The 20,447-nt window shown below is 61.8% G+C and carries 22 protein-coding genes and 1 pseudogene; 13 read left to right on the top strand and 10 right to left on the bottom strand.

Annotation, left to right across the window (positions count from 1 at the left end):
- Positions 1-59: 59 nt before the first annotated feature.
- The 4 genes from istB to WJU18_RS18690 form a co-directional block, all read right to left on the bottom strand.
- Positions 60-917 (bottom strand): IS21-like element helper ATPase IstB, encoded by an 858-nt coding sequence (gene istB, locus WJU18_RS18705; protein ID WP_423454666.1) that lies wholly within the window; start codon positions 915-917, stop codon positions 60-62.
- Complete coding sequence (gene istA / locus WJU18_RS18700) at positions 914-2,161, bottom strand: IS21 family transposase (protein ID WP_423454665.1); 1,248 nt, start codon at positions 2,159-2,161, stop codon at positions 914-916. The genes istB and istA overlap by 4 nt, the downstream gene beginning before the upstream one ends.
- 177 nt (positions 2,162-2,338) lie before the next feature.
- A complete protein-coding gene (locus tag WJU18_RS18695) occupies positions 2,339-3,703 on the bottom strand; it encodes a tyrosine-type recombinase/integrase (RefSeq protein ID WP_423454664.1) in 1,365 nt (454 codons plus the stop codon).
- Between the two features lie 210 nt (positions 3,704-3,913).
- A complete protein-coding gene (locus tag WJU18_RS18690) occupies positions 3,914-4,837 on the bottom strand; it encodes a YicC/YloC family endoribonuclease (RefSeq protein ID WP_423454662.1) in 924 nt (307 codons plus the stop codon).
- A gap of 116 nt (positions 4,838-4,953) precedes the next feature.
- On the opposite strand from WJU18_RS18690, the gene WJU18_RS18685 reads away from it, so the two are divergent.
- The 7 genes and pseudogenes from WJU18_RS18685 to WJU18_RS18655 all read left to right on the top strand — a co-directional run bounded on the left by WJU18_RS18685 (position 4,954) and on the right by WJU18_RS18655 (position 11,402).
- A complete protein-coding gene (locus WJU18_RS18685; protein ID WP_423454661.1) occupies positions 4,954-5,955 on the top strand; it encodes a serine/threonine protein kinase in 1,002 nt (333 codons plus the stop codon).
- 48 nt (positions 5,956-6,003) lie between these two features.
- Positions 6,004-6,917, top strand: a pseudogene (locus WJU18_RS18680) (PP2C family protein-serine/threonine phosphatase).
- Positions 6,918-7,039: 122 nt separating this feature from the next.
- Complete coding sequence (rph, locus tag WJU18_RS18675; protein ID WP_423454660.1) at positions 7,040-7,903, top strand: ribonuclease PH; 864 nt, start codon at positions 7,040-7,042, stop codon at positions 7,901-7,903.
- Positions 7,788-8,387 (top strand): RdgB/HAM1 family non-canonical purine NTP pyrophosphatase, encoded by a 600-nt coding sequence (gene rdgB / locus WJU18_RS18670; protein WP_423454658.1) that lies wholly within the window; start codon positions 7,788-7,790, stop codon positions 8,385-8,387. The genes rph and rdgB overlap by 116 nt, the downstream gene beginning before the upstream one ends.
- Before the next feature lie 17 nt (positions 8,388-8,404).
- Positions 8,405-9,586, top strand: a complete 1,182-nt coding sequence (hemW, locus tag WJU18_RS18665) for a radical SAM family heme chaperone HemW (protein ID WP_423461039.1) — start codon at positions 8,405-8,407, stop codon at positions 9,584-9,586.
- 161 nt (positions 9,587-9,747) lie between these two features.
- Positions 9,748-9,963 carry a CsbD family protein gene (locus tag WJU18_RS18660; RefSeq protein ID WP_423454656.1) on the top strand — a complete coding sequence of 72 codons (216 nt, stop codon included), beginning with the start codon at positions 9,748-9,750 and terminating at the stop codon, positions 9,961-9,963.
- A gap of 131 nt (positions 9,964-10,094) precedes the next feature.
- Complete coding sequence (locus tag WJU18_RS18655; RefSeq protein WP_423454655.1) at positions 10,095-11,402, top strand: amidase; 1,308 nt, start codon at positions 10,095-10,097, stop codon at positions 11,400-11,402.
- A 34-nt stretch (positions 11,403-11,436) separates the two neighbouring features.
- On the opposite strand, the gene WJU18_RS18650 is transcribed toward WJU18_RS18655, so the two are convergent.
- The 6 genes from WJU18_RS18650 to WJU18_RS18625 form a co-directional block, all read right to left on the bottom strand.
- Entirely contained in the window at positions 11,437-12,057 is a 621-nt protein-coding gene (locus tag WJU18_RS18650) for a TIGR00730 family Rossman fold protein (RefSeq protein ID WP_423454653.1), read from the bottom strand.
- Positions 12,054-12,491: a diacylglycerol kinase gene (locus WJU18_RS18645; RefSeq protein ID WP_423461038.1), complete on the bottom strand. Its 438-nt coding sequence runs from the start codon at positions 12,489-12,491 to the stop codon at positions 12,054-12,056. The genes WJU18_RS18650 and WJU18_RS18645 overlap by 4 nt, the downstream gene beginning before the upstream one ends.
- A 62-nt stretch (positions 12,492-12,553) precedes the next feature.
- The gene (locus WJU18_RS18640; RefSeq protein WP_423454652.1) at positions 12,554-13,075 is read right to left on the bottom strand and encodes an RDD family protein; all 522 of its coding nucleotides are present in this window, start codon (positions 13,073-13,075) and stop codon (positions 12,554-12,556) included.
- Positions 13,076-13,133: 58 nt separating this feature from the next.
- Positions 13,134-13,754 (bottom strand): DUF3106 domain-containing protein, encoded by a 621-nt coding sequence (locus WJU18_RS18635; protein ID WP_423454650.1) that lies wholly within the window; start codon positions 13,752-13,754, stop codon positions 13,134-13,136.
- A gap of 54 nt (positions 13,755-13,808) precedes the next feature.
- Entirely contained in the window at positions 13,809-14,276 is a 468-nt protein-coding gene (locus WJU18_RS18630) for a DUF3619 family protein (protein WP_423454648.1), read from the bottom strand.
- The gene (locus WJU18_RS18625) at positions 14,273-14,839 is read right to left on the bottom strand and encodes an RNA polymerase sigma factor (RefSeq protein ID WP_423454646.1); all 567 of its coding nucleotides are present in this window, start codon (positions 14,837-14,839) and stop codon (positions 14,273-14,275) included. The genes WJU18_RS18630 and WJU18_RS18625 overlap by 4 nt, the downstream gene beginning before the upstream one ends.
- A 342-nt stretch (positions 14,840-15,181) precedes the next feature.
- On the opposite strand from WJU18_RS18625, the gene WJU18_RS18620 reads away from it, so the two are divergent.
- The 6 genes from WJU18_RS18620 to WJU18_RS18595 all read left to right on the top strand — a co-directional run bounded on the left by WJU18_RS18620 (position 15,182) and on the right by WJU18_RS18595 (position 20,404).
- Positions 15,182-16,972, top strand: coding sequence for an acetolactate synthase 3 catalytic subunit (locus WJU18_RS18620; RefSeq protein ID WP_423454644.1), 1,791 nt, complete (start codon positions 15,182-15,184; stop codon positions 16,970-16,972).
- A 114-nt stretch (positions 16,973-17,086) separates the two neighbouring features.
- Positions 17,087-17,578, top strand: coding sequence for an acetolactate synthase small subunit (gene ilvN / locus WJU18_RS18615; protein ID WP_423454642.1), 492 nt, complete (start codon positions 17,087-17,089; stop codon positions 17,576-17,578).
- Between the two features lie 121 nt (positions 17,579-17,699).
- The gene (gene ilvC / locus WJU18_RS18610) at positions 17,700-18,716 is read left to right on the top strand and encodes a ketol-acid reductoisomerase (RefSeq protein ID WP_423454640.1); all 1,017 of its coding nucleotides are present in this window, start codon (positions 17,700-17,702) and stop codon (positions 18,714-18,716) included.
- 214 nt (positions 18,717-18,930) lie between these two features.
- The gene (locus tag WJU18_RS18605) at positions 18,931-19,623 is read left to right on the top strand and encodes a 2OG-Fe(II) oxygenase (RefSeq protein WP_423454639.1); all 693 of its coding nucleotides are present in this window, start codon (positions 18,931-18,933) and stop codon (positions 19,621-19,623) included.
- Positions 19,620-19,811, top strand: coding sequence for a hypothetical protein (locus WJU18_RS18600; protein WP_423454638.1), 192 nt, complete (start codon positions 19,620-19,622; stop codon positions 19,809-19,811). Before WJU18_RS18605 ends, WJU18_RS18600 begins: the two co-directional genes overlap by 4 nt.
- Before the next feature lie 41 nt (positions 19,812-19,852).
- On the top strand, positions 19,853-20,404 hold the full coding sequence (locus WJU18_RS18595; protein WP_423454637.1) for a methylated-DNA--[protein]-cysteine S-methyltransferase: 552 nt from the start codon (positions 19,853-19,855) through the stop codon (positions 20,402-20,404).
- Positions 20,405-20,447: the final 43 nt, after the last annotated feature.

Raw genomic sequence — 20,447 nt, 5'->3', positions numbered from 1 at the left:
CGCCGCCTTTGTTTTCCCCAGTTCGGCCGGAGTAAATTTCCCCACCCTGTTTCGGGTGCTCAGCCCGTCGTTGAGGCGGTTTCCTCCTTTCGCGGGCGCCCTGGGCGCCGCTTGATGGGTGGCATCGGCGCTGGCTCGCCCAGCAACGTGCGCCCGCGCATGTGCTCGGGGATCAACGCGGCGTGCTCGCGCAGCCGGTACGAGTTGCCTTCGATCGGGATGACCACCGCGTGGTGCAGCAGCCGATCCAGCAGCGCCGTGGCGACCACCGCATCGCCGAAGATCTCGGCCCATTCCCCGAAGCCGCGGTTGCCCGTCATGATCATGGCGCAGCGCTCGTAGCAGGCATTGACCAACTGGAAGAACAGGTTGCCGCCGCCCGAACCCACCGGCAGGTAGCCGATCTCGTCGACGATCAGGAGGCTGTAGCGGCTGAGGAACTTCACCCGCTCGCGCAGCTTGCCTTCGCGCTCGGCCTTGCGCATGGAGTCCACCAGTTCGGCCAGCGTGGCGAAGAACACGCTCTTGCCCGCCTTCACGGCCTCGAAGCCCAGAGCGATCGCCAGGTGGCTTTTGCCCGTGCCAGGCGGTCCCAGGAAGTGCACGCACTGGCGCCGCTCGACGAACTCGAGTTCGGCCAAGGCCAGCACCCGGTTGCGGTCCAGGCTCGGCTGGAAGCTGAAGTCGTAGCCCGACAGGCTCTTGACGGTGGTCAGCCGGGCCGTCTGCAGCGCCATCTTGATGCGCCGGCTCTCCCGGGTGCTGTACTCCTCGCCCAGGAGGGCCTCGATGGCCTCCAGGGCCGTGACCTCACCCTGCTCGATGCGCGAGAGCGTAGTCTGCAGGGCTTCCAGCGCGCGCGGCATTTTCAGGCCCACCAGATGACGACGGATGCGATCGGTGGTGCTGGCGTTCATCGCAGGCCTCCCAGCTGGCGGGCGATCTGCTCGTACACGCCCAGCGAGCGTGTGGCCACGGCGTGGCCTGGCAGCAGCCGCACGGCCGGCTTGTCGCGATGCTGGACGCCACGGGCCACCTGTCGATGCCCGGGCAGCACGGAGCGCTGCTTGCGCCCGTGCAGCAGCGCATGCACGGCGATGAGCTTGCCGTTCTCGTGGATGCGCACCTGGTGCGGTGTGCTCTCCACCTCCAGAACGCGGGCGCGCGTGCCGTCGGGCACCGAGTAGTAGTTGCCCCCGACGCTCACGCAGCCCTCATGGCTCAGGCGCCGCTGTACCCGCAGCACGGCATCGAACCGGCCAGCCGGCAAGGTTTGCAGGCTGGAGCGCTCCTGAGCGAAGTGTTCGGCCACGATCCGATCGGTCGTGCCATGCAACCGCACGTTGGCCACCGTGTCCAGCCAGTGCCGCAGCTGGCGGTTCATGTCCTGGATGTCGGTGAAGCTGCGCGCCATGAAGAAGTCGGCGCGGATGTAACGGTATGGGCGCTCGATCTTGCCCTTGGTCTGCGCCCGATAGGGCTGGCAAGCTCGCGGCACGAAGCCGTAGTGCGCGCCGCAGGCCAACAGCTTGGCGTTGTACACGATCGGCTTGTCCTCGTCGGGTTCGCCCAGCACGGCCGTCTTCATGCGGTCGTACAGGATCTCCCGAGGCACGCCGCCGAAGTGCTCGAAGGCCTCAATGTGGCAGCGCAGCACCGTGGGCAGGTCCTGGTGCAGGACGAATTGCGCCCACAGGTAGCGGCTGTGGCCCAGCACCATCGCGAACAGCCACACCTTGCGCTGCACATCTTGCTCGCCCGTGAACTGGACCTTGAACTCGGCGAAGTCCACCTGCGCTTGCCTGCCAGGCGGCGTCTCGAAGCGAAGCTCGAAGGTCGGCGCCGGCGGCGGGCGCACCTCGCGCAGGAAATCGTTGAGCACGGTCTTGCCGCCGCGATAGCCCAACTCCCGGATCTCGCGCAGCAGCCGTGCGCCGGTGAGTTCCGGCCAGGCCGCCACCCGCTCGCGCAGGAACGCCTCGAAGGGCTCGATCACCGTGGCCCGTGGCTGGCGCGGCTTGTATTTCGGCGCAACCAGCCCCTGGCGGATGTACTTGCGCACCGTCTTGCGGTCGTGCCCAGTGCGCTCGGCAATGGCCGACACCGACAGGCCCTGCCTGTGCAACTCCAGAATCATCATCAATTCCTTCAGATTGACCACCCAGACCTCCGCGCGTCAATCCGCGCATGGTCCTCGGGTGGAGCGCGAAGCGCTGGCGGGCCTCGGCCCGCCAGCGCTTCAACGTCGATCAAACTGGGGAAATTTCAAACGGCCAAACTGGGGAGTATTCAAGCGGTGGCCATAGCCTACAGGGCAGCGGGCTGAAGCAGCGGCACCTCATGGGGAGTGCGTGTCATCTGCGCACGAGCGGCGACCGCTTCGCTCGTAGCCCATGTCCAGTTCCTGGGCTTGCTTCGCCAGTGCCGCCATGGCGTCTTCGCTGGCTTGCGTGCTCGGCGCACCGCCGTTGCGCGCTTCTTCTATCGCAGCCAGCCACTTCGCCCATCTTTCCAACGCCACCTTGCGCTCCTCGAAGTAGTCGTACTGGTTGTAGACGCCCTCGACATCGCGCACCTTGTGGTTCAGCGCCCGCTCGGCGACGAAGCGGTCCACGCCCAGCGCGGCCATGTGGGTGCGGGCCGTGCGACGCATGTCATGCACGGTGAAGTGCTCGATGTCGTCGAGCGGCAGGCGGCGAAGAGCGACGTTGAGCGTGTCCGGGCTGATGTGGCCGAAACGGTTCCGCCTCGGGACGCCGCTTTTCATGTGAATCAGCCGGCGCGCAGGGAACAGGTATTCGCTGTTGCAGGAGAACACCTGGACCTCCTGCAGCCACCGCAGGACCGGCGCCGCGAGCGAGATGTCGATGGACTGGTTCATCTTCGTGCGCGACGGGTGCAGCGCCCAGACACCACGCTCCAGGTCGAACTCGGTCCACCGGGCCGACAGCAACTCCATCTTGCGCACGCACAGGGCGAGCAGCAGCCACACGGCCAACTCGTTCTGGCGTCCGAAGTTGGGCGTGTCCTGCATGGCCTTGGCGAACGCAGCGAGTTCCTCGCGGTTCAGCCAGCGCTGTCTTGAGACCTCGAAGCCTCCCGCGTCGGAGATCTCGAAGCCGGAGACCGGGTTGGCATCAATCCACCGGCGCTTCACGGCGAAGTGGAACATGCGGAAGAGGTGGCGCAGCGCATCGTTGGCCACGGTCGGCGCGCCTGCATCGAGGATGCGGGTGAGCACCTTGTCGATGTGCAGTGGCCGGACCTCCGTCACGCCCAGCTTGCCGATCACCGGCTCGATGTGACGGCGGAGGACGCGCAGTACGACCTCGGGGTGCTTGTAGGTCTTGGCGATGTGGCGGTCGTACCAGGCTTGCGCGAGGGCGGCCACGGTGGTCTGCTCCTGCGCCTTGAGCCGTTCGGCGCGCTTCTCGGCGGCAACGTCCACGCCTTGCTGGATGCGAGCCCGGTTCTGACGTGCCGCTTCGCGGGCGTCCTTGAGCGACAGGTCCGGATAGCGACCGAGCACCTTCTCTCGGGCAACGCCACCAAAGCGGTAGCGCAGGATCCAGGAAGCTTGGCCTTTCAGCGCACCGGCGGCGGTGGCAACAAAGTTGAGGCCACCGCCGATACCACGGTGGACGGCTCCGGCGTTGAGCCAGGCTCGCAGCGTCTTGTCGGTGACGCGTTCAGTCTCAGTCATGGCGCGATCTCCACAGCGATTCACGAGGAACCTGTGTGGTAAATGTTCGGGCGCTGCTCCCGAGATCGCGGAGGACTGGATTTCCCACACGATTTACCACACAGAAATCGTGCGCTTCGCTGAAACCGCTTGCTACCTCATGACATCAATCGCCACGCTAACCAACTGATTTTCAAGGGGTTTTCGGGTGGCATGTGCCGACCTGAAACCTCACTCTATGTTCTGCACTTGCTCCCGCATCTGCTCGATCAACACCTTCATATCCACCGAGATCCGCGTCAAATCAAGCATCGTCGACTTCGAACCCAGCGTATTGGCCTCGCGGTGGAGCTCCTGAATCAGAAAATCCAGGCGTTTGCCGATTTCGCCGCCTTTTTTCAGGATGGCAGTAATTTCATCGAGATGGGAAACCAGCCGGCCCAATTCCTCCGATACGTCGATGCGGATGGCAAAGGCGGTGGCTTCGCTCAGCGCGCGCTCCTGGGCGGCGGCCGCGGGCGGCGCATTCTCGACACCGGCGAGGGCTTCGTTCCAGCGGGTCAGAAAACGCTGTGTCTGGGCTTCGATGGCTTTCGGAATCAGAGGTTCGGCGTCTTTGGCGAGGCGGCGCAGCTCCACCAGCCGCACATCCAGCAGCTGCGCCAGACGGGCACCTTCGCGCGCCCGTGCTGTTACAAAATCGTCCAGCACCTTCTGGGCCAGCGGCAAGACGGCTTCGGCAATGCTGGCGGCCGCTGATTCCTCGGATCCGCCGGCCCAACGCAGAACATCGGCCACGGAAAGCGCTGGGGCGCCGGGCAGCCAGCTCTGTACCTGGTCCTGCAGCGAGGACAGGCGCTGCAAGGCGCGGGGGGAGGGCTCCTGGAGGCCGGAGGAGTCGCGGCCTTCTATATAGGCGCGTAATTCCACTTTGCCGCGCTTGAGGCGCTTGCCCAGCAACTCGCGCAGGGCCGGTTCGTGCTGCCGGAGCTCGTCCGGCAGGCGGAACTGAAGGTCCAGGAACCGGCTGTTGACCGAGCGCAGTTCAAGCGCCAGCCGCGGTTGGGCGCTTCTGGATGAGGTGGAGCCGTCTTCGGCTGCCTTGGGTGCCGCCTGCTGACCGCTGGCGTAGCTGGTCATACTGTAAACTGACATTCGATTCTTTCTCGTGCGTATAGGGCACGGCGGCCATCTTGGATCGTGACCATGTTAGCGCGTGAACATGTTCCTGAGTGCCCCGGCCAGACTTTCTGGGGAAATAGCCGCAAATTATGTCAAAGCCGAAGCCAAGCCCTCTGCCTCCCCATACGGTGATTGGCGGGTATCGCGTGGTGCGCAAGCTCTCGGCGGGCGGTTTCGGGGTCGTTTACCTGGCCGTCGACAAGGAAGGGCAGCAGGTCGCGATCAAGGAATACCTTCCCGCGGCGCTGACCACCCGCGCTCCAGGTGAATTGGTGCCACAGGTGGCACCGGAAAAGCTGTCTTTGTACCGGTTGGGCCTCAAGAGTTTTTTCGAGGAAGGCCGCTCATTGGCGCAGATTTCACACGCCTCGGTGGTGAGCGTACTGAATTTCTTTCGCGAAAATGAAACGGTGTACATGGTGATGAACTACCTGGAGGGCGCGACCCTGCAGGATTTCATCGTCACCGCGCGAGACCTGAAAAAGCAGAAGGTGTTTCGCGAGTCCACCATCCGCTCCTTGTTCGACGAGATCCTTCGTGGCTTGCGCATCGTGCATCAGCACAAGATGCTGCACCTGGATCTGAAGCCCGCGAACATCTTCATTACCGATGACAACCGGGCCGTGATGCTTGATTTCGGTGCCGCGCGAGAGGTGCTGAACAAGGAAGGCAACTTTACCCGTCCGATGTATACCCCCGGCTTTGCTGCGCCAGAGATGTACCGGCGCGATTCGACCATGGGCCCGTGGACGGATATCTATGCCATCGGCGCGTGCATGTACTCGTGCATGCAGGGCTATCCGCCCAACGATGCGCCGCAGCGGCTGGAGAAGGATAGGCTGGGGTTGTCGCTCACCCGTATGCGGGGCGTGTATTCCGACAATCTGATCGAAATGGTGGAGTGGTGCATGTCGCTCGATCCACTGTCGCGTCCGCAATCGGTGTTCGCGTTGCAGAAGGAGCTTAGCCGGGAGGGCGAGCGCCATTACACCAAGCTCTCGGTAGGTGAAAAAGTACGGTTGCAGTTCGACAATGTCGTGTCTGATGCCAAGAAGAACATCCTGCGCGCTACGCGGTTTAGCGCGAAATGATATCGGCCCCATGCTGGATACGGGGCCCATGAAAATAAAGATATTCCCATGAAATTCTCGGTATTTCAGCTCAGCCGCCTCGGCGGCCGCGAAAAGAATGAAGACCGCATGGGGTATTGCTATACCCGCGATGCCGGCCTGTTCATGCTGGCAGACGGCATGGGCGGCCACCCGGAGGGGGAAACGGCCGCCCAGCTCGCCCTGCAGACCATGGCGGCGCTTTTCCAGCGGGAGGCCCAACCGCATCTGCCCGATGTGCCGGCGTTTCTCTCCAACGGTGTCATGGCGGCGCACCAACAGATCGTTCGCCATGCCAGTGCGCGCGGCATGCTTGATACACCTCGCACCACACTGGTGGCAGCCCTCATTCAGGACGGACAGATCCACTGGGCGCATTGCGGCGACTCCCGCCTGTATGTCGCCAGGCAAGGCAAACTGCTTGTACGTACGCGCGATCACTCCTACCTGGAAGCGCAAAGCGGCGCGGGTATGCCGCTGAAGGGCATCAACCGCAATGTGCTGTTTACCTGCCTGGGTTCCACGACTCGCCCGATCGTGGATATCGCCGGACCGCTTCCGCTGAAAAATGGCGACAAGGTTTTGCTTTGCTCCGATGGTCTGTGGGGCAGCGTGGATGATGAGAACATCGTTGCCCAACTTTCCGAGCAAAAGGTGGCGCAGGCCGTCCCCGATCTGATCGAGAAGGCGCTCCGAAAGGGGGCGAGCGCTCGGACAATGTCACCGCGCTGGCTCTCGAATGGGAAGGTTCGATGCCTCAGGCGGCTGCGAGCCCCAGCGGATTTACCCAGACGGAAGCCCTGAGCGAGCAGGAGTTCACTTCCACGGTGCAGGCTGGAGCCCTGGATTTACCGCTCGATGACGAGATGGACGATCATGCCATCGAGCGCTCCATTGCCGAGATCAATGAAGCCATTCAGCGCATGGCGACGCGAAGGCGTTAGAAGTCCCTGGCGTCCCTTGCCCCTTTTTCTGCCTGCGAGAGGGCAGGCGGTTACTTTTGAGAAAATGGCCTGAAAGCTCGCGCATTCTCGCGCGGCAGCATGACGATCATCATTGATTTTTTATGAGTAACACTTCCACTTTCAACCCGGTGCAGCGCACCGGCCGCGCGGCAGATCAATTGCGCGCCGTGCGCATCACTCGCGGCTACACCGTGCATGCTGAAGGCTCGGTGTTGATCGAATTCGGCCAAACCCGCGTACTCTGCAATGCCTCGGTGGAGGAGAGAGTGCCGCCGCACAAGCGCGGCAGCGGTGAAGGCTGGGTGACGGCCGAATACGGCATGCTCCCGCGCGCCACGCATACGCGCGGCGACCGGGAGGCCGCGCGCGGCAAGCAGAGCGGCCGCACTCAGGAGATCCAGCGTCTCGTCGGCCGAAGCCTGCGGGCCGTGTTCGATCTGAAGAAATTGGGCGAACGCACCCTGCACCTGGATTGCGATGTCATTCAGGCCGATGGCGGCACGCGCACGGCCAGCATTACCGGTGCGTTCGTGGCCGCGCAAGATGCGGTGAACCTGCTGCTGGCGCGCGGCACCCTGGCTGAGTCGCCCATACTGCAACACGTGGCGGCGATATCCGTCGGTATTGTGGGCGGTGTTCCCATGCTCGATCTGGATTACAACGAAGACTCCGCCTGCGACACCGACATGAACGTAGTGATGACCGGCTCCAACCACTTCGTCGAAGTGCAGGGTACGGCAGAAGGCGCCGCTTTTTCGCGTGCCGAGATGGACGCGCTGCTTTCCCTGGCCGACAAGGGCATCGGCGAGCTCATTGGCATGCAAAAAGCGCCTTGTCGAGCGCCCAGTCATGAAAATCGTGCTGGCTTCGAACAACCCGGGAAAGCTCGCCGAGTTGCAGGTCATGCTGGAGCCCTTGCAGATGACGCTGGTGCGCCAATCCGAGCTGGGTATTGGCGAGGCTGAGGAGCCGTACCGCACCTTCATCGAGAACGCATTGACCAAGGCGCGCCATGCCGCGGCAGCCAGCGGCCTGCCGGCGCTAGCTGATGATGCGGGGCTGTGTGTCGATGCCTTCGGCGGCCTGCCGGGAGTTGACACCGCGTTCTATGCCACCCAGTTCGGCTACGAGAAGGGCGATGCCAACAACGTGCGCGCGTTGTTGGAGCAGATGAAGGACATTGACCAGCGCCGCGCGGCCCTGGTTAGCACCTTGGTAGCGCTGCGCAGCGCAGACGATCCGGAGCCCCTGATTGCCGTTGGCAGAGCAGTGGGCGAAATCGCCCGCGAGCCGAAGGGCAGCAATGGCTTCGGCTTCGATCCTGTCATGTTCATACCCGCTTTTGGCAAGACCTTCGCGGAGCTACCGGTCGAGGTCAAGAATGCCCACAGCCACCGCGGCCAGGCGGTCCGCGCCATGGTGGCCTTGATGCGTGAACGCTGGCTGTGAAAGACATCACTCATTACATGCGCTCCGGCACGCTGCAGCTGCCGGCATTGCCGCCGCTTTCGCTCTACGTGCATCTTCCCTGGTGCCTGAAGAAATGTCCATACTGCGACTTCAACTCCCATGAGCGGCGCCCTGGCGTAGACGCGCAAGCCCAGCAAACGCGCTATGTGGATGCCCTGATCAGCGATCTCGAAGCCAGTCTGCCGATGATCTGGGGGCGTCAGGTGCATAGCATCTTCATCGGTGGCGGCACACCCAGCTTGTTCGAACCCGAGGCGATTGACCGGCTGATCGCCGCCATACGCGCCCGTCTGCAGTTGGCGCCGCTATGTGAAATCACGCTGGAAGCCAATCCAGGCACATTTGAGCGTGAGCGCTTCAGCGCCTTTCGCGGCGCGGGGATCACGCGGCTTTCAATTGGGGTGCAGAGCTTCGAGGACGCCCATCTGAAGGCCCTGGGCCGCGTGCATGACGGCCAACAAGCGCGCGCGGCGGTAGAAGAGGCTGCACGCGCCTTTGATACCTTCAACCTCGATCTGATGTATGCCTTGCCTGGGCAAACGCTTCAGGCGCTGGAAGAAGATGTGCGCGCCGCGCTGGCGTTCTCGCCGCCGCATCTGTCCATCTACCACCTCACGATCGAGCCGAACACCGTGTTCGCCAAGTTTCCGCCCAAAGTGCCGGACGAAGACAGCGCCTGGGCCATGCTTGACCGCATCACGGAATTGACCGAAGCCACGGGCCTGGAGCGCTATGAGGTCTCGGCCTATGCGCGCGCTGGCCATCGTTGCGTGCACAACCTCAATTATTGGCAATTCGGCGACTATCTGGGAATAGGTGCGGGCGCGCACGGCAAGCTGAGCTTTGCCCACAGGATCATCCGTCAGGTTCGCCACCGCGAGCCCGAGCTATACATGAACAAGGCATTGGCGGGGGATGCGATCGCGCAAGAGCACGAAGTGCCGCGCAAGGATCTGCCGTTCGAGTTCATGCTGAATGCGCTGCGCTTGAAGGATGGCTTCGCGCTGCAGGATTTCGTCGACCGGACAGGCCTGCCTCCGAGCAGTATTTCCGCGGCGGTGCAGAAAGCCGAGCAAGCCGGCTGGCTGGAGCGCGATGGAGTCTGGTTGCGTCCCAGTGCGCGCGGGTTTGATTTTCTGAGTGATTTGCAAGAGCTTTTCCTGCCGGAGGAGCATTGAATGTGAAATATGTCACGCCAGCGTAGGCCTGGGCTGACGCTTCGTGTTCCTATGGGCTGACTGACTTCTTTGGCGAGGTTTTCTACAGTAAACCCATCGCTTCCGCCTCGATTCGCGATATCCGTGAGCGGCGAGAGCGTCGTCAACACAAGGAGCTTTTCATGAATGAAGACCGCATCAAAGGCAACTGGCTGCAATTCAAAGGCAAGATTAAGGAGCAATGGGGCAAGTTGACCGATGACGATCTTGATGTGATTGCCGGCAAGCGCGATCAACTGGTCGGCAAGATTCAGGAGAGGCAAGGCATTGCCAAGGACGTTGCCGAAAAGCAGCTGAGTGAATGGGAAACCCGTCACAAGGACTTCTATTGGGATTGAGATCCCAGGCAGTTCAACAAAAAACCGCGCCTTGATTTTTCAGGGCGCGGTTTTTTCGTTGAGGAGCGGAGAGACATTTTTTCGGCGCTGTGTGTACGATCCGCACTGGATCAACCAAGGCACTACCACCCATGCAGACCAGCTCCGTACAGCGAGCCGAACAGACGCTCACTTCCATCCAGGAGGCAGGCGAAGAAGGCCGCCGCATCTTTACGCAGGTGTACGAGCAGAGTGCCTTGGCCGCTGCGCGTGCAGCGGATGAGCGTGCCAAAAGCGGCATTACCTTGGGGCCATTGGATGGCCGCATTGTCTCCGTCAAGGATCTCTACGACGTCGCTGGCGAAACGACCACGGCGGGCTCCGCGGTGCTCAGAAGCGCTGCTCCCGCCGAGCGGGATGCGGTGATCGTGCAGCGTTTGCGGCAAGCCGGCGCAGTCATCGTCGGCAAGACCAACATGACTGAGTTCGCGTTTTCGGGCATTGGCATCAATCCGCACTATGGCACTCCGGGCAATGCGTGCGATCTCACCCGAATTCCGGGCGGTTCGTCATCCGGGGCGGGGGTGGCGGTGGCCCGTGGCCTGTCGGAGATTTCGATTGGCTCAGATACCGGTGGCTCGGTGCGCATTCCATCCGCGTTGAATGGGATAACGGGTTTCAAGCCTACGCAAAGCCGCGTTCCACGCGAAGGGGCGTTCCCGCTGTCGTTCAGCCTCGATACGGTGGGCCCGCTGGCTCGCAGCGTGATCGATTGCGCGCAAGCCGATGCTGTTCTCAGCGGCAAGGCATTCGTCGATCTGCCGAAACGGGAGGCTCGTGGGCTGCGCGTCGGCATTCCGCGCGGATTGTTGTTCACACAGACCGAAGCTGCCGTTCAGGACGCTTTCGAGCAAGTGATCTCCGAGCTCTCGCGTTCCGGCAATCGCGTAGACGATCTGCAACTCGACGATTGGTGCGCCGCCCCTTTCAAGCTGCAGGAAGAAGGGACGCTGGCCGCAGCTGAGGCCGCTTACATACACGCGGAGAGGTTGGCCAAACACCCGGAGGCCATTGATCCGTTCGTGCTGGCTCGCATTCAGCGTGGCGAAACCATCACCGCGGCGCACTATGTCAGTGTTCAGCGCGCGCGTGCGCGGTTGCAGCAATCGCTCGACACGCGGATGGCTGACTACGACATGCTGCTGTTGCCCACCGTGGCCATGGTGGCGCCTCGCATCGACAGCCTTGCTGCCGCCGAGGCGTTCAACAAGGCCAACATGCTTGTGCTGCGCAATACCTCCGTATTCAATTTTTACGATCTGCCCGCGATGTCGCTACCGATCAAGGTTGGTGCGGATCAGCTTCCCGTCGGCCTGATGCTAGTGGGACGCCGGAATGGCGATTTGGAACTGCTGGCGGCTTGTGCGGCCATGCAGTCTCAGATGCAAACCTTGAAATGAGACGGTGGTCGATTCTGTGGCTTTGAACACGCTCTTAGATTTGATCTAGGCGTACGGCGGTCGGCAGGCCGGCGGATTCGATCAACTTTTCGAGCAAAGGGGCAGGGCGATCGTTCACTTCGATGAGGCGCATCTGGCTGTCGTCCATGAAGCCCTGGTTGACGCCGTGGCGCAGGAATTCCAGCATGCTGTCATAGTAGCCGCCGTGGTTGAGCAGCCCCAGGGGCTTGTTGTGGTAGCCGAGCTGGCGCCAGGTCCAGGTTTCGAAAAATTCCTCGAACGTGCCGATTCCCCCGGGCAAAGCCAGAAAAGCGTTGGAGTGCTCGGCCATGAGGCGCTTGCGCTCGTGCATCGTGTCGACGATCAGCAGTTCGGTGCAGCCGCGATGGGCATGTTCCCGGTCGACCAGAGCCTGCGGGATCACGCCAATCACGCGCGCGCCAGCCTCCAGCGCAGCGTCGGCGACAACGCCCATCAGGCCGCTCCGGCCGCCGCCGTATACCAGTTGGCCTTGGTGTTCGCCAATCCAGTGGCCAACCTCCCGGGCCAGTTCAGCGTAAGCGGGGGTGGCTCCGTTGCGGGAGCCGCAATAGACGCAAAGGGAGAAGGCGGGTTCGTTGAGTGAGGTCGTGGAAACAGGGATTGGATTTCTCATGAAGCAAAGACTTTAACGTACAAGGCTGCGAGCCAGATGCCGGCTGCCAGCAGCAGGCTCAGCAGTACGGCGGCGCTACCCATATCCTTGGCTCGCTTGGACAGGTCATGCCATTCCGGCCCTATGCGGTCGATAGCGGTTTCGATGCCGGTGTTGAGTAGCTCCACGATCATGACGAGCAGCACGGAGCCGGCGAGAAGGGCCGTTTCAGCCCAGTTGCGTCCAAGCCAGAACGACGCAGGTACCAGAACCATGGCTGCCACGGCTTCCTGCCTGAATGCCGTTTCGTGCCAGCCGGCGCGCAGTCCTTCGATCGAGTAACCGGTGGCGTGCCAGATGCGGGACAGGCCCGTACGCGTCTTCTGAGGGTTGACGGGGTGACTCGGATCCCGGGGGGCATGGCGTCGTTGGAGGTGGGCGGCAAGCTCATGCAGCGATTGTCACGCAGGCATATGGCAACTTGGCGATAAGGCCGCTCGCGCTCGCTTGCCCAGGCTCAGGCAGAAGGTGCGGGGCGCGCATCGATCAGCCGGGTTCCTGCCCAGATATCGTGCCAGAACTGGCCTTCGCGCTGAAAACGGCTCAAGAGGGCCCATACCAGGACCCATCCGATCAGCAGCACGGAGATTTCGCCGCCCGTGAGGCCGAAAGGAGCCATCAGCAACAGCGGGGGGATAAACCACACCCAGCTCAAGATATAGCGCAGCAGCGCCCGCCATTGGGGCACTGGCCGGCCCATGCGGTCCACCACCCGGATATGCCAGGTTTTCATTGCCAGCGTCTGCCCCTTGGACCAAAACCACGCGAAGTAAATGCCCGAGACCACGAAGATGAATGCCTGCAGTTCATGCCGGTTGTGCAGCGCATGGCGGGTTTGCGTGAGGGCGCTGAACAGATAGCCTGCAATAAAGACAACACCGAACATCAGGGTGCCTTCATAGAGCCAGCAGGCCATGCGGCGCCGAACCGACGGCGCGATCAGCGGCGCGGATGGCGCGCCGGAAGCGGGAGAAGTCATCGAAGCAAAACCAGACACTGTCCGGCCGCGAGGCCAGCTTTACAAGACCAGCGGGGTGTCAGCGCCCTGCGGACGCAGGTGCCGAAGCCGGTGGGCGAGGCAGCAGTGTATTGCGGTTCGCGGGCAAAGGAACTTTGGCTGTGCCGGGCTGGGAAGCCTGCTGAGGGCGAAGGATCTTTTCCGGCGGTACAGGGCGCAACGCCGGAGCGGTGCTTTTGGGCGGCTTGGGGCGGTCAGCGGCCAGCCGCTGGCGCTGCTCGGGTGTGAGCGATTGGTACTCTTCCCACCGGGCTTTCTTGTCGTCGATCGGCAGTTTGCGCGTTTCGCCGAAATTCAGCCGGGCCTGCGTGCGCTGGGCAGGTGTCAGCTTGACCCATTCGGTCATGCGGCCCTGCAAGGTGGTCTGCTCTGCAGGAGACATCCGATTGAAGTTGTGCGCCAGTGCAATCCATTTGCGTTGGTGCTCGCCACCAAGGGTAGGCCACAGGTTCGCCAGAGGCCGCAAGGCTGTCTTTTGCTCCTGATTCAGGCTGCTCCAACTGACCGCGCCCGCCATGTGGGCCGCCGGTTGAGCGGCCGCAGGCTGTGGCTGCTGAGGGGCGGGCAGTAGTTGCGCATACGCTACGGCACCCGCGACGGCAAGAGAGACCAGCAGGACCGACAGAAGGGTGAGCAGCAACTGGGGGCGCATCAACTGAATAACGGGGCTAGGGTGCTAGAGCGTCAATGTGCTCTATTGGGTTGCGGAACTCGGCGCGCGTTGGGTCGCGGCCGTTTTCAGGAACTGGAGAAATCCGGGATCGGCATAGGCCGCCGGTGGCAGATCATCTGTGAGCAAGGCGGCATCCACCTCTGCCACTTCGGTTGCCCGGTCGTCTTCCTGAACGAGATCGATGGTGATCAGCCCGGCCACCATGGCAACGACCAACGCCGCCGACGCCAAGCGGCCCCAGAGACCGAGCACGTCATCGCCGAAGCCTAGTGTGGCGGTGTTGCCGTTGTAGTTGACGGCCGGAGCCGTGCGCAGGCGTGCCACCGCAACGGGTTGCTTACGTCTTGCAACAGCTTGCTCGCGCGTGGCGCGCAGGCGCTCGCTGATGTCGTGGGGCAGTTGTTCGCTGCCTGCCGACAGGCGGGCAGCCACGCGCAGACCGTAGCGGTTCTGCAGTATGTCGGCTTGCTGTAGATCGCGGCTGTTCATGGCATGATTCCCTTGGCACGGAGTGCCTTCGCCAGCGCCTGGACCGCACGCGAACAGTGTGTTTTTACACTGCCTTCAGAGCACCCCATGGCAGCCGCCGTTTCGGCAACATCCATTTCCTCCCAATAACGCATCAGAAAAGCCTCACGTTGACGGCCAGGCAGTTCCTGAATTTGTAACTCTATCGCATGAAGAACCTGGGCGCGCCGGGTGGAGTCTTCAGCACTCTCCGTTTGCTGGGAGTCCGCCACCCCCGCGAAGGTTTCCAGGAGGTCAAAATCGTCGTCGCCGCCCGGTGCTTCGAAGTCGCTGATGTTGGAAAACACCGCGTTGCGCGTTTTCTGGCGCCTGAACCAGTCGAGCGTGCTGTTCGAGAGGATGCGCTGGTAGAGCATGGGCAACTCGGCGGCGGGCTTGTCGCCGTAGTGCTCGGCCAGCTTCATCATGCTGTCTTGCACGATATCCAGCGCCGCCTCCTCGTCGCGGACATGGTAGAGCGCTCGCTTGAACGACCGTTTTTCGACGCTCTTTAGAAAGTCGGAGAGTTCTTGTTCGGTGGCCAAGGGGCGGTTCGCGACAGGCGTTGGGGCGGTCGAAAAAAGTGCGTGGGGCTGGAGCCGCAAGGAAGCGCCTGGTCAGCGTCACTCGCGTTTTTGCTCGTCTCTCTACGTGCTGGTTGCGGGCGATTATGGCACCAGGCTTGGAGATTTTTTTCAAAAGGGTTCACCAAGCTTATGTTGCAGTGCGATAATGTGCGCTGCAATCAAAAAGGCAAACGGGTCTCGGCACGGCGAATGGTTCTTTCGCCCATGGTCGCTGGCCTCAAGTCCTGACGCGGCCTCACAAGGGTTGGCAAGGGGCACCCAAGGTTTTTCGTCAGAGAAATTCTCGAAAGGTTCATCAAAATGGAAATCTCCAAAGCCGAACTCAAATCGGCCGCTGCTGCTTCATTCTCTTCTTCGTCCAGCAGCGAATCCCCCGAACTCCGTGGCGCTGAAATCCTCGTCAAGGCTTTGCAGCTTGAAGGCGTGAAGCAGATCTGGGGCTACCCCGGCGGCGCGGCGTTGCATATTTACGACGCACTCTACAAGCAAGACACCATCCAGCACGTGCTGGTACGCCATGAGCAGGCGGCTGTGCACGCGGCTGACGGCTTTGCCCGTGCCACCGGCGAGGTCGGCGTGGCGCTGGTCACTTCCGGCCCGGGCGTGACGAACGCCATCACCGGCATCGCCACCGCTTACATGGATTCGATCCCCCTGGTCGTCATTACCGGGCAGGTTCCCAGCACGGCCATCGGCCAGGATGCCTTCCAGGAATGCGACACCGTGGGCATCACGCGCCCCATCGTCAAGCACAACTTCCTCGTGAAGGATGCCCGGCAGATGGCCGAGGTGATGAAAAAGGCCTTCCACATCGCCCGTTCAGGCCGCCCCGGCCCCGTGGTCGTGGATGTCCCGAAAGACGTCGCCTTCAACAAGGCTGCCTGGACGGGTTACCCCGACAAGGTGGAAATGCGCTCCTACAACCCCGTCAAGAAGGGGCATGGAGGCCAGATCCGCAAGGCGCTGCAGCTATTGATGTCGGCCAAGCGCCCGTACATCTACACCGGTGGCGGCGTGCTGCTGTCCAATGCCTGCGGCGAACTCCGTCACCTGATCGATCTGTTGAACGTTCCGGTCACCAACACCCTGATGGGCCTGGGCGCGTTTCCTGCCACCGATCGCCGTTTCCTCGGCATGCTGGGTATGCACGGTACCTGGGAAGCCAACAATGCCATGCAGAACTGCGACGTTTTGCTGGCCGTGGGCGCCCGTTTCGACGACCGCGTGATCGGTAACCCCAAGCACTTCGCCCAAAATGAGCGCAAGATCATCCACATCGACATCGATCCCTCGAGCATTTCCAAGCGCGTGAAGGTCGATGTACCGATCGTCGGCGACGTGAAAGACGTCCTGACCGAGCTCATCGGCATGATCAAGGAAACCAACGGCAAGCTCGACCAGACGGCGCTTGACGCCTGGTGGCAGCAGATCGAAGGCTGGCGTGCGCGCGACTGCATGAAGTACGACCGAGGCAACCTGGATGTCATCAAACCCCAGAAAGTCATCGAAACGCTCTGGGAAATGACCAAGGATGCAGACGCCTACATCACTTCCGATGTGGGCCAGCACCAGATGTGGGCGGCCCAGTACTACAAGTTCAATGAGCCGCGCCGCTGGATCAATTCTGGCGGCTTGGGCACCATGGGCGTGGGCATTCCTTACGCCATGGGTATCAAGCTGGCGAAACCCGAAAGCGAAGTGTTCTGCGTGACGGGCGAAGGTTCGGTGCAGATGTGCATCCAGGAGCTTTCCACCTGCCTGCAGTACAACACGCCGATCAAGGTCCTTTCGCTGAACAACCGTTATCTGGGCATGGTGCGCCAGTGGCAGGAGATCGAATACTCCGGCCGCTACAGCCACAGCTACATGGATGCATTGCCCAATTTCGTGAAGCTGGCTGAGGCCTATGGTCACGTCGGCATCCTGGTGGAAGACCCGAAAGACGTCGAGCCTGCGCTGCGTGAAGCACGCAAGCTGAAAGACCGCACGGTTTTCATCGATTTCCGTACCGACCCCACCGAGAACGTCTTCCCGATGGTGCAGGCAGGCAAGGGCATCACCGAGATGCTGCTGGGAGCCGAAGACCTGTAAAAGTCCAGCGTTCAGCGCCGCCAGGCGCCGAACAATCATCAGACGAATCTATTGCCCGCCAAGCCCGCGCATTACCGTGCGCGGGGGAGGGCGGCGAGAAGAGGAATCTTCATCATGAAACATATCATTTCCGTATTGCTCGAGAACGAAGCGGGCGCTCTGTCCCGCGTGGTGGGGCTGTTCTCGGCCCGTGGTTACAACATCGAATCATTGATCGTCGCACCGACGGAAGATGAAAGCCTCTCGCGCATGACCATCCAGACGCGGGGCTCCGAGGAGATCATTGAGCAGATCACCAAGCACTTGAACCGGCTGATCGAAGTCGTCAAGGTGGTTGATCTGACTGAAGGCGCCTATATCGAGCGCGAGCACATGATGGTGAAGGTACGTGCCGTCGGCAAGGAGCGCGAGGAAATCAAGCGCATGGCCGATATTTTCCGCGGCCGCATCATTGACGTCACCGACAAGAGCTACACCATCGAGCTGACCGGCGACCAAGGCAAGAACGATGCTTTCCTGAATGCCATCGACAAGTCCGCCATCCTGGAAACCGTGCGCACCGGTGCCAGCGGTATCGGGCGGGGCGAGCGCTTGCTGAGAGTGTGAGAGTAACTGCGCCGCGCAGTGTTCGGCGGCCAAGATACGTGTCAAGCCACCGCTCTTGTTCCCTATGAGAAGGTGCCAAGGCGGTGGTGTTGATTTTTGACTGTTTCCCTAGGAGAAAACCATGAAAGTGTTTTACGACAAAGACTGTGACCTGAGCCTGATCAAAGGCAAGACGGTTGCCATCATCGGCTACGGTTCGCAAGGCCATGCGCACGCGCAAAACCTGAACGACAGCGGCGTGAAAGTCGTCGTGGGCCTGCGCAAGAACGGCGCCAGCTGGCCGAAGGTCGAGAAAGCCGGCCTGAAGGTCGCTGAAGTGGCCGATGCGGTCAAGTCTGCTGACGTGGTGATGATTCTGCTGCCCGATGAGCAGATCGCCAAGGTCTACCGCGAAGACGTGGAGCCGAACATCAAGCAGGGCGCTTCCCTGGCCTTCGCTCACGGCTTCAACGTGCACTACGGCCAAGTGGTGCCGCGCGCTGACCTCGACGTCTGGATGGTGGCTCCCAAGGCTCCCGGCCACACCGTGCGCAACACCTACACCCAAGGTGGCGGCGTGCCCCACTTGGTGGCCGTGCACCAAGACAAGACCGGCAAGGCGCGTGATCTGGCCCTGAGCTACGCCATGGCCAACGGCGGTGGCAAGGCCGGCATCATCGAGACCAACTTCCGCGAAGAAACCGAGACCGACCTGTTCGGCGAACAAGCCGTGCTGTGCGGCGGTACCGTCGAGCTGATCAAGGCAGGTTTCGAGACGCTGGTCGAAGCCGGCTACGCGCCCGAAATGGCTTATTTCGAATGCCTGCACGAGCTCAAGCTGATCGTCGATCTGATCTATGAAGGCGGCATCGCCAACATGAACTACTCGATCAGCAACAACGCCGAGTATGGTGAATACGTGACCGGCCCCCGTGTCGTGACCGAAGAAACCAAGGCCACCATGAAGAAAGTGCTGAGCGACATCCAGACCGGCGAATATGCGAAGAGCTTCATCGCTGAAAACCTGGCTGGCGCTCCTACGCTGCAAAGCCGCCGCCGCCTGAACGGCGAGCACCAGATCGAAGTGGTGGGCGAAAAACTGCGCGCCATGATGCCCTGGATCAAGGCCAACAAGCTGGTGGACAAGTCGAAGAACTGATCTTCGAGGCGCTCCGCCTTCATGCCAAAGGCCACGCAATGCGTGGCCTTTTTGCTGGGTGTCTCCCGGGACCGCCGAGCTCCAGCTCGGCACGCGGCGTGTATGGAACTCCAGCAATGCCAGGAGGCTTTTCTTGGGGGCACCGCAAGAATCGGAGTTTCCAAGCGCAGCCAGAGGTTTACTCTCCTGATCCAAGTCCACGGAGATCCTCTGAATGAAGCCTTCAGCGTACGATTGGGAAAGCATGGGGCATTCGCTTGATGCGCATGGCCATGCGGTGCTTCCTGGCCTTCTGACCGGGTCACAATGCGGGGCGCTCGCGGCGCTCTATCCTGGGGAGACGGGTTACCGCTCGAAAATCGTCATGGAGCGGCACGGATTCGGGCGGGGCGAATACAAATACTTTTCATACCCCTTGCCATCATTGCTCGATGCGTTGCGCTACGAGTTATATGCGCAGCTTGCGCCGATAGCCAATCGCTGGAATCAGCAAATGGGGGTGGCCGCCCGATATCCCGGTGCACTGGGCATCTTCCTGCGCCAATGCCATCAGGCCGGACAGACACGGCCAACACCCCTGATCCTCCAATACGGTGAGGGCGATTACAACTGCCTCCATCAGGACCTCTATGGTGAACTGGTCTTTCCGCTGCAGGTCGCCATTCTGTTGTCGGCACCCGGCCGGGATTTCACCGGTGGCGAGTTTGTCATGACGGAACGCTCAGGTGATGGGCAGCAGGCCAACGTAGTGGCGTTGAGCCAAGGCGATGCGGTGGTTTTTGCGGTCCATCAGCGTCCGGCCATGGGGTGGCGGGGTATCCGCAAGGTGGCCCTGCGGCATGGCGTCAGCCGTGTTCGCAGCGGCCAGCGTCATACCGTGGGTTTGATCTTCCACGATGCGGCATGAATATGTTCTCCCCTCGCATGGCCGATGAGGTTTCCGACGCGCGCCGCGAGGTCGAAGCGTTTTGCCAAGGCCTAGTGGAAGCGGGTGCGGCGCAATGGCGGATGAGCGAAAGCGGAGAGATCGAGCTGCACATGGAGAGCGGCGAAGCCTACCTGCTGGGTGAGCAGGGCATCACACGGTTGAAATGACACAGAAACACGCTGTCAGCCGTGGCCACAAGGAGTGCCACATGAAAATGTTCCTGAGCCATCTGGATTCCCCGCTGGGCACCATGCTGCTTGTCACGGACGATCGGCAGGTGGTGCGCGCGCTCGATTTCGCGGACCACAAGGCGCACCTGCATCGCGGTTTGCGCGAGCACTATGGCGAGGTGGTATTGGCCGAGATCCTGCCACCGGTCGGGATCGTAGGCGCCCTGGTGCGCTATTTCGCAGGGGAACTCGAGGCTTTGAATGAGTTGCCCACGCAAACGGCGGGCTCGGATCTGCAGCGCCGCGTCTGGGGCGCGCTGCGCCGTATTCCGGCGGGAAGCACCACCACCTATGGCAAGCTGGCCAAGGAGCTGGGTTTTGACGATCCTCGCGCGGCCATTGATATCGGGGCGGCCAACGGAGCCAATCCTGTCGCCATCATCGTGCCGTGCCACCGGGTCATTGGCAGCAACGGCGATCTCAAAGGCTATGCCTGGGGCTTGCATCGCAAGCGCTGGCTGTTGGAGCATGAGAAAGCGATGAAACCCGCAAAGGAAGAAGGGCGGACCGCCATGCTGCCAGGGTTCTGAATTTTGATTCTCCGCAAGAATCGGAGTTTCGGCACAAGCTGCC

This window comes from Ottowia sp. VDI28 (assembly GCF_049532675.1).
GTDB lineage: Bacteria > Pseudomonadota > Gammaproteobacteria > Burkholderiales > Burkholderiaceae_C > Ottowia.
The sequence above is the reverse complement of the archived record's forward strand: the minus strand, read 5'-3'. Positions and strand labels throughout refer to the sequence as shown.

Coding starts and splice junctions, on each gene's coding strand:
- istB (WP_423454666.1), bottom strand. CDS start 917: ATGAACGCCAGCACCACCGATCGCATCCGTCGTCATCTGGTGGGCCTG.
- WJU18_RS18695 (WP_423454664.1), bottom strand. CDS start 3,703: ATGACTGAGACTGAACGCGTCACCGACAAGACGCTGCGAGCCTGGCTC.
- WJU18_RS18690 (WP_423454662.1), bottom strand. CDS start 4,837: ATGTCAGTTTACAGTATGACCAGCTACGCCAGCGGTCAGCAGGCGGCA.
- WJU18_RS18685 (WP_423454661.1), top strand. CDS start 4,954: ATGTCAAAGCCGAAGCCAAGCCCTCTGCCTCCCCATACGGTGATTGGC.
- rph (WP_423454660.1), top strand. CDS start 7,040: ATGAGTAACACTTCCACTTTCAACCCGGTGCAGCGCACCGGCCGCGCG.
- rdgB (WP_423454658.1), top strand. CDS start 7,788: ATGAAAATCGTGCTGGCTTCGAACAACCCGGGAAAGCTCGCCGAGTTG.
- hemW (WP_423461039.1), top strand. CDS start 8,405: ATGCGCTCCGGCACGCTGCAGCTGCCGGCATTGCCGCCGCTTTCGCTC.
- WJU18_RS18660 (WP_423454656.1), top strand. CDS start 9,748: ATGAATGAAGACCGCATCAAAGGCAACTGGCTGCAATTCAAAGGCAAG.
- WJU18_RS18655 (WP_423454655.1), top strand. CDS start 10,095: ATGCAGACCAGCTCCGTACAGCGAGCCGAACAGACGCTCACTTCCATC.
- WJU18_RS18650 (WP_423454653.1), bottom strand. CDS start 12,057: ATGAGAAATCCAATCCCTGTTTCCACGACCTCACTCAACGAACCCGCC.
- WJU18_RS18640 (WP_423454652.1), bottom strand. CDS start 13,075: ATGACTTCTCCCGCTTCCGGCGCGCCATCCGCGCCGCTGATCGCGCCG.
- WJU18_RS18630 (WP_423454648.1), bottom strand. CDS start 14,276: ATGAACAGCCGCGATCTACAGCAAGCCGACATACTGCAGAACCGCTAC.
- WJU18_RS18620 (WP_423454644.1), top strand. CDS start 15,182: ATGGAAATCTCCAAAGCCGAACTCAAATCGGCCGCTGCTGCTTCATTC.
- ilvN (WP_423454642.1), top strand. CDS start 17,087: ATGAAACATATCATTTCCGTATTGCTCGAGAACGAAGCGGGCGCTCTG.
- ilvC (WP_423454640.1), top strand. CDS start 17,700: ATGAAAGTGTTTTACGACAAAGACTGTGACCTGAGCCTGATCAAAGGC.
- WJU18_RS18605 (WP_423454639.1), top strand. CDS start 18,931: ATGAAGCCTTCAGCGTACGATTGGGAAAGCATGGGGCATTCGCTTGAT.
- WJU18_RS18600 (WP_423454638.1), top strand. CDS start 19,620: ATGAATATGTTCTCCCCTCGCATGGCCGATGAGGTTTCCGACGCGCGC.
- WJU18_RS18595 (WP_423454637.1), top strand. CDS start 19,853: ATGAAAATGTTCCTGAGCCATCTGGATTCCCCGCTGGGCACCATGCTG.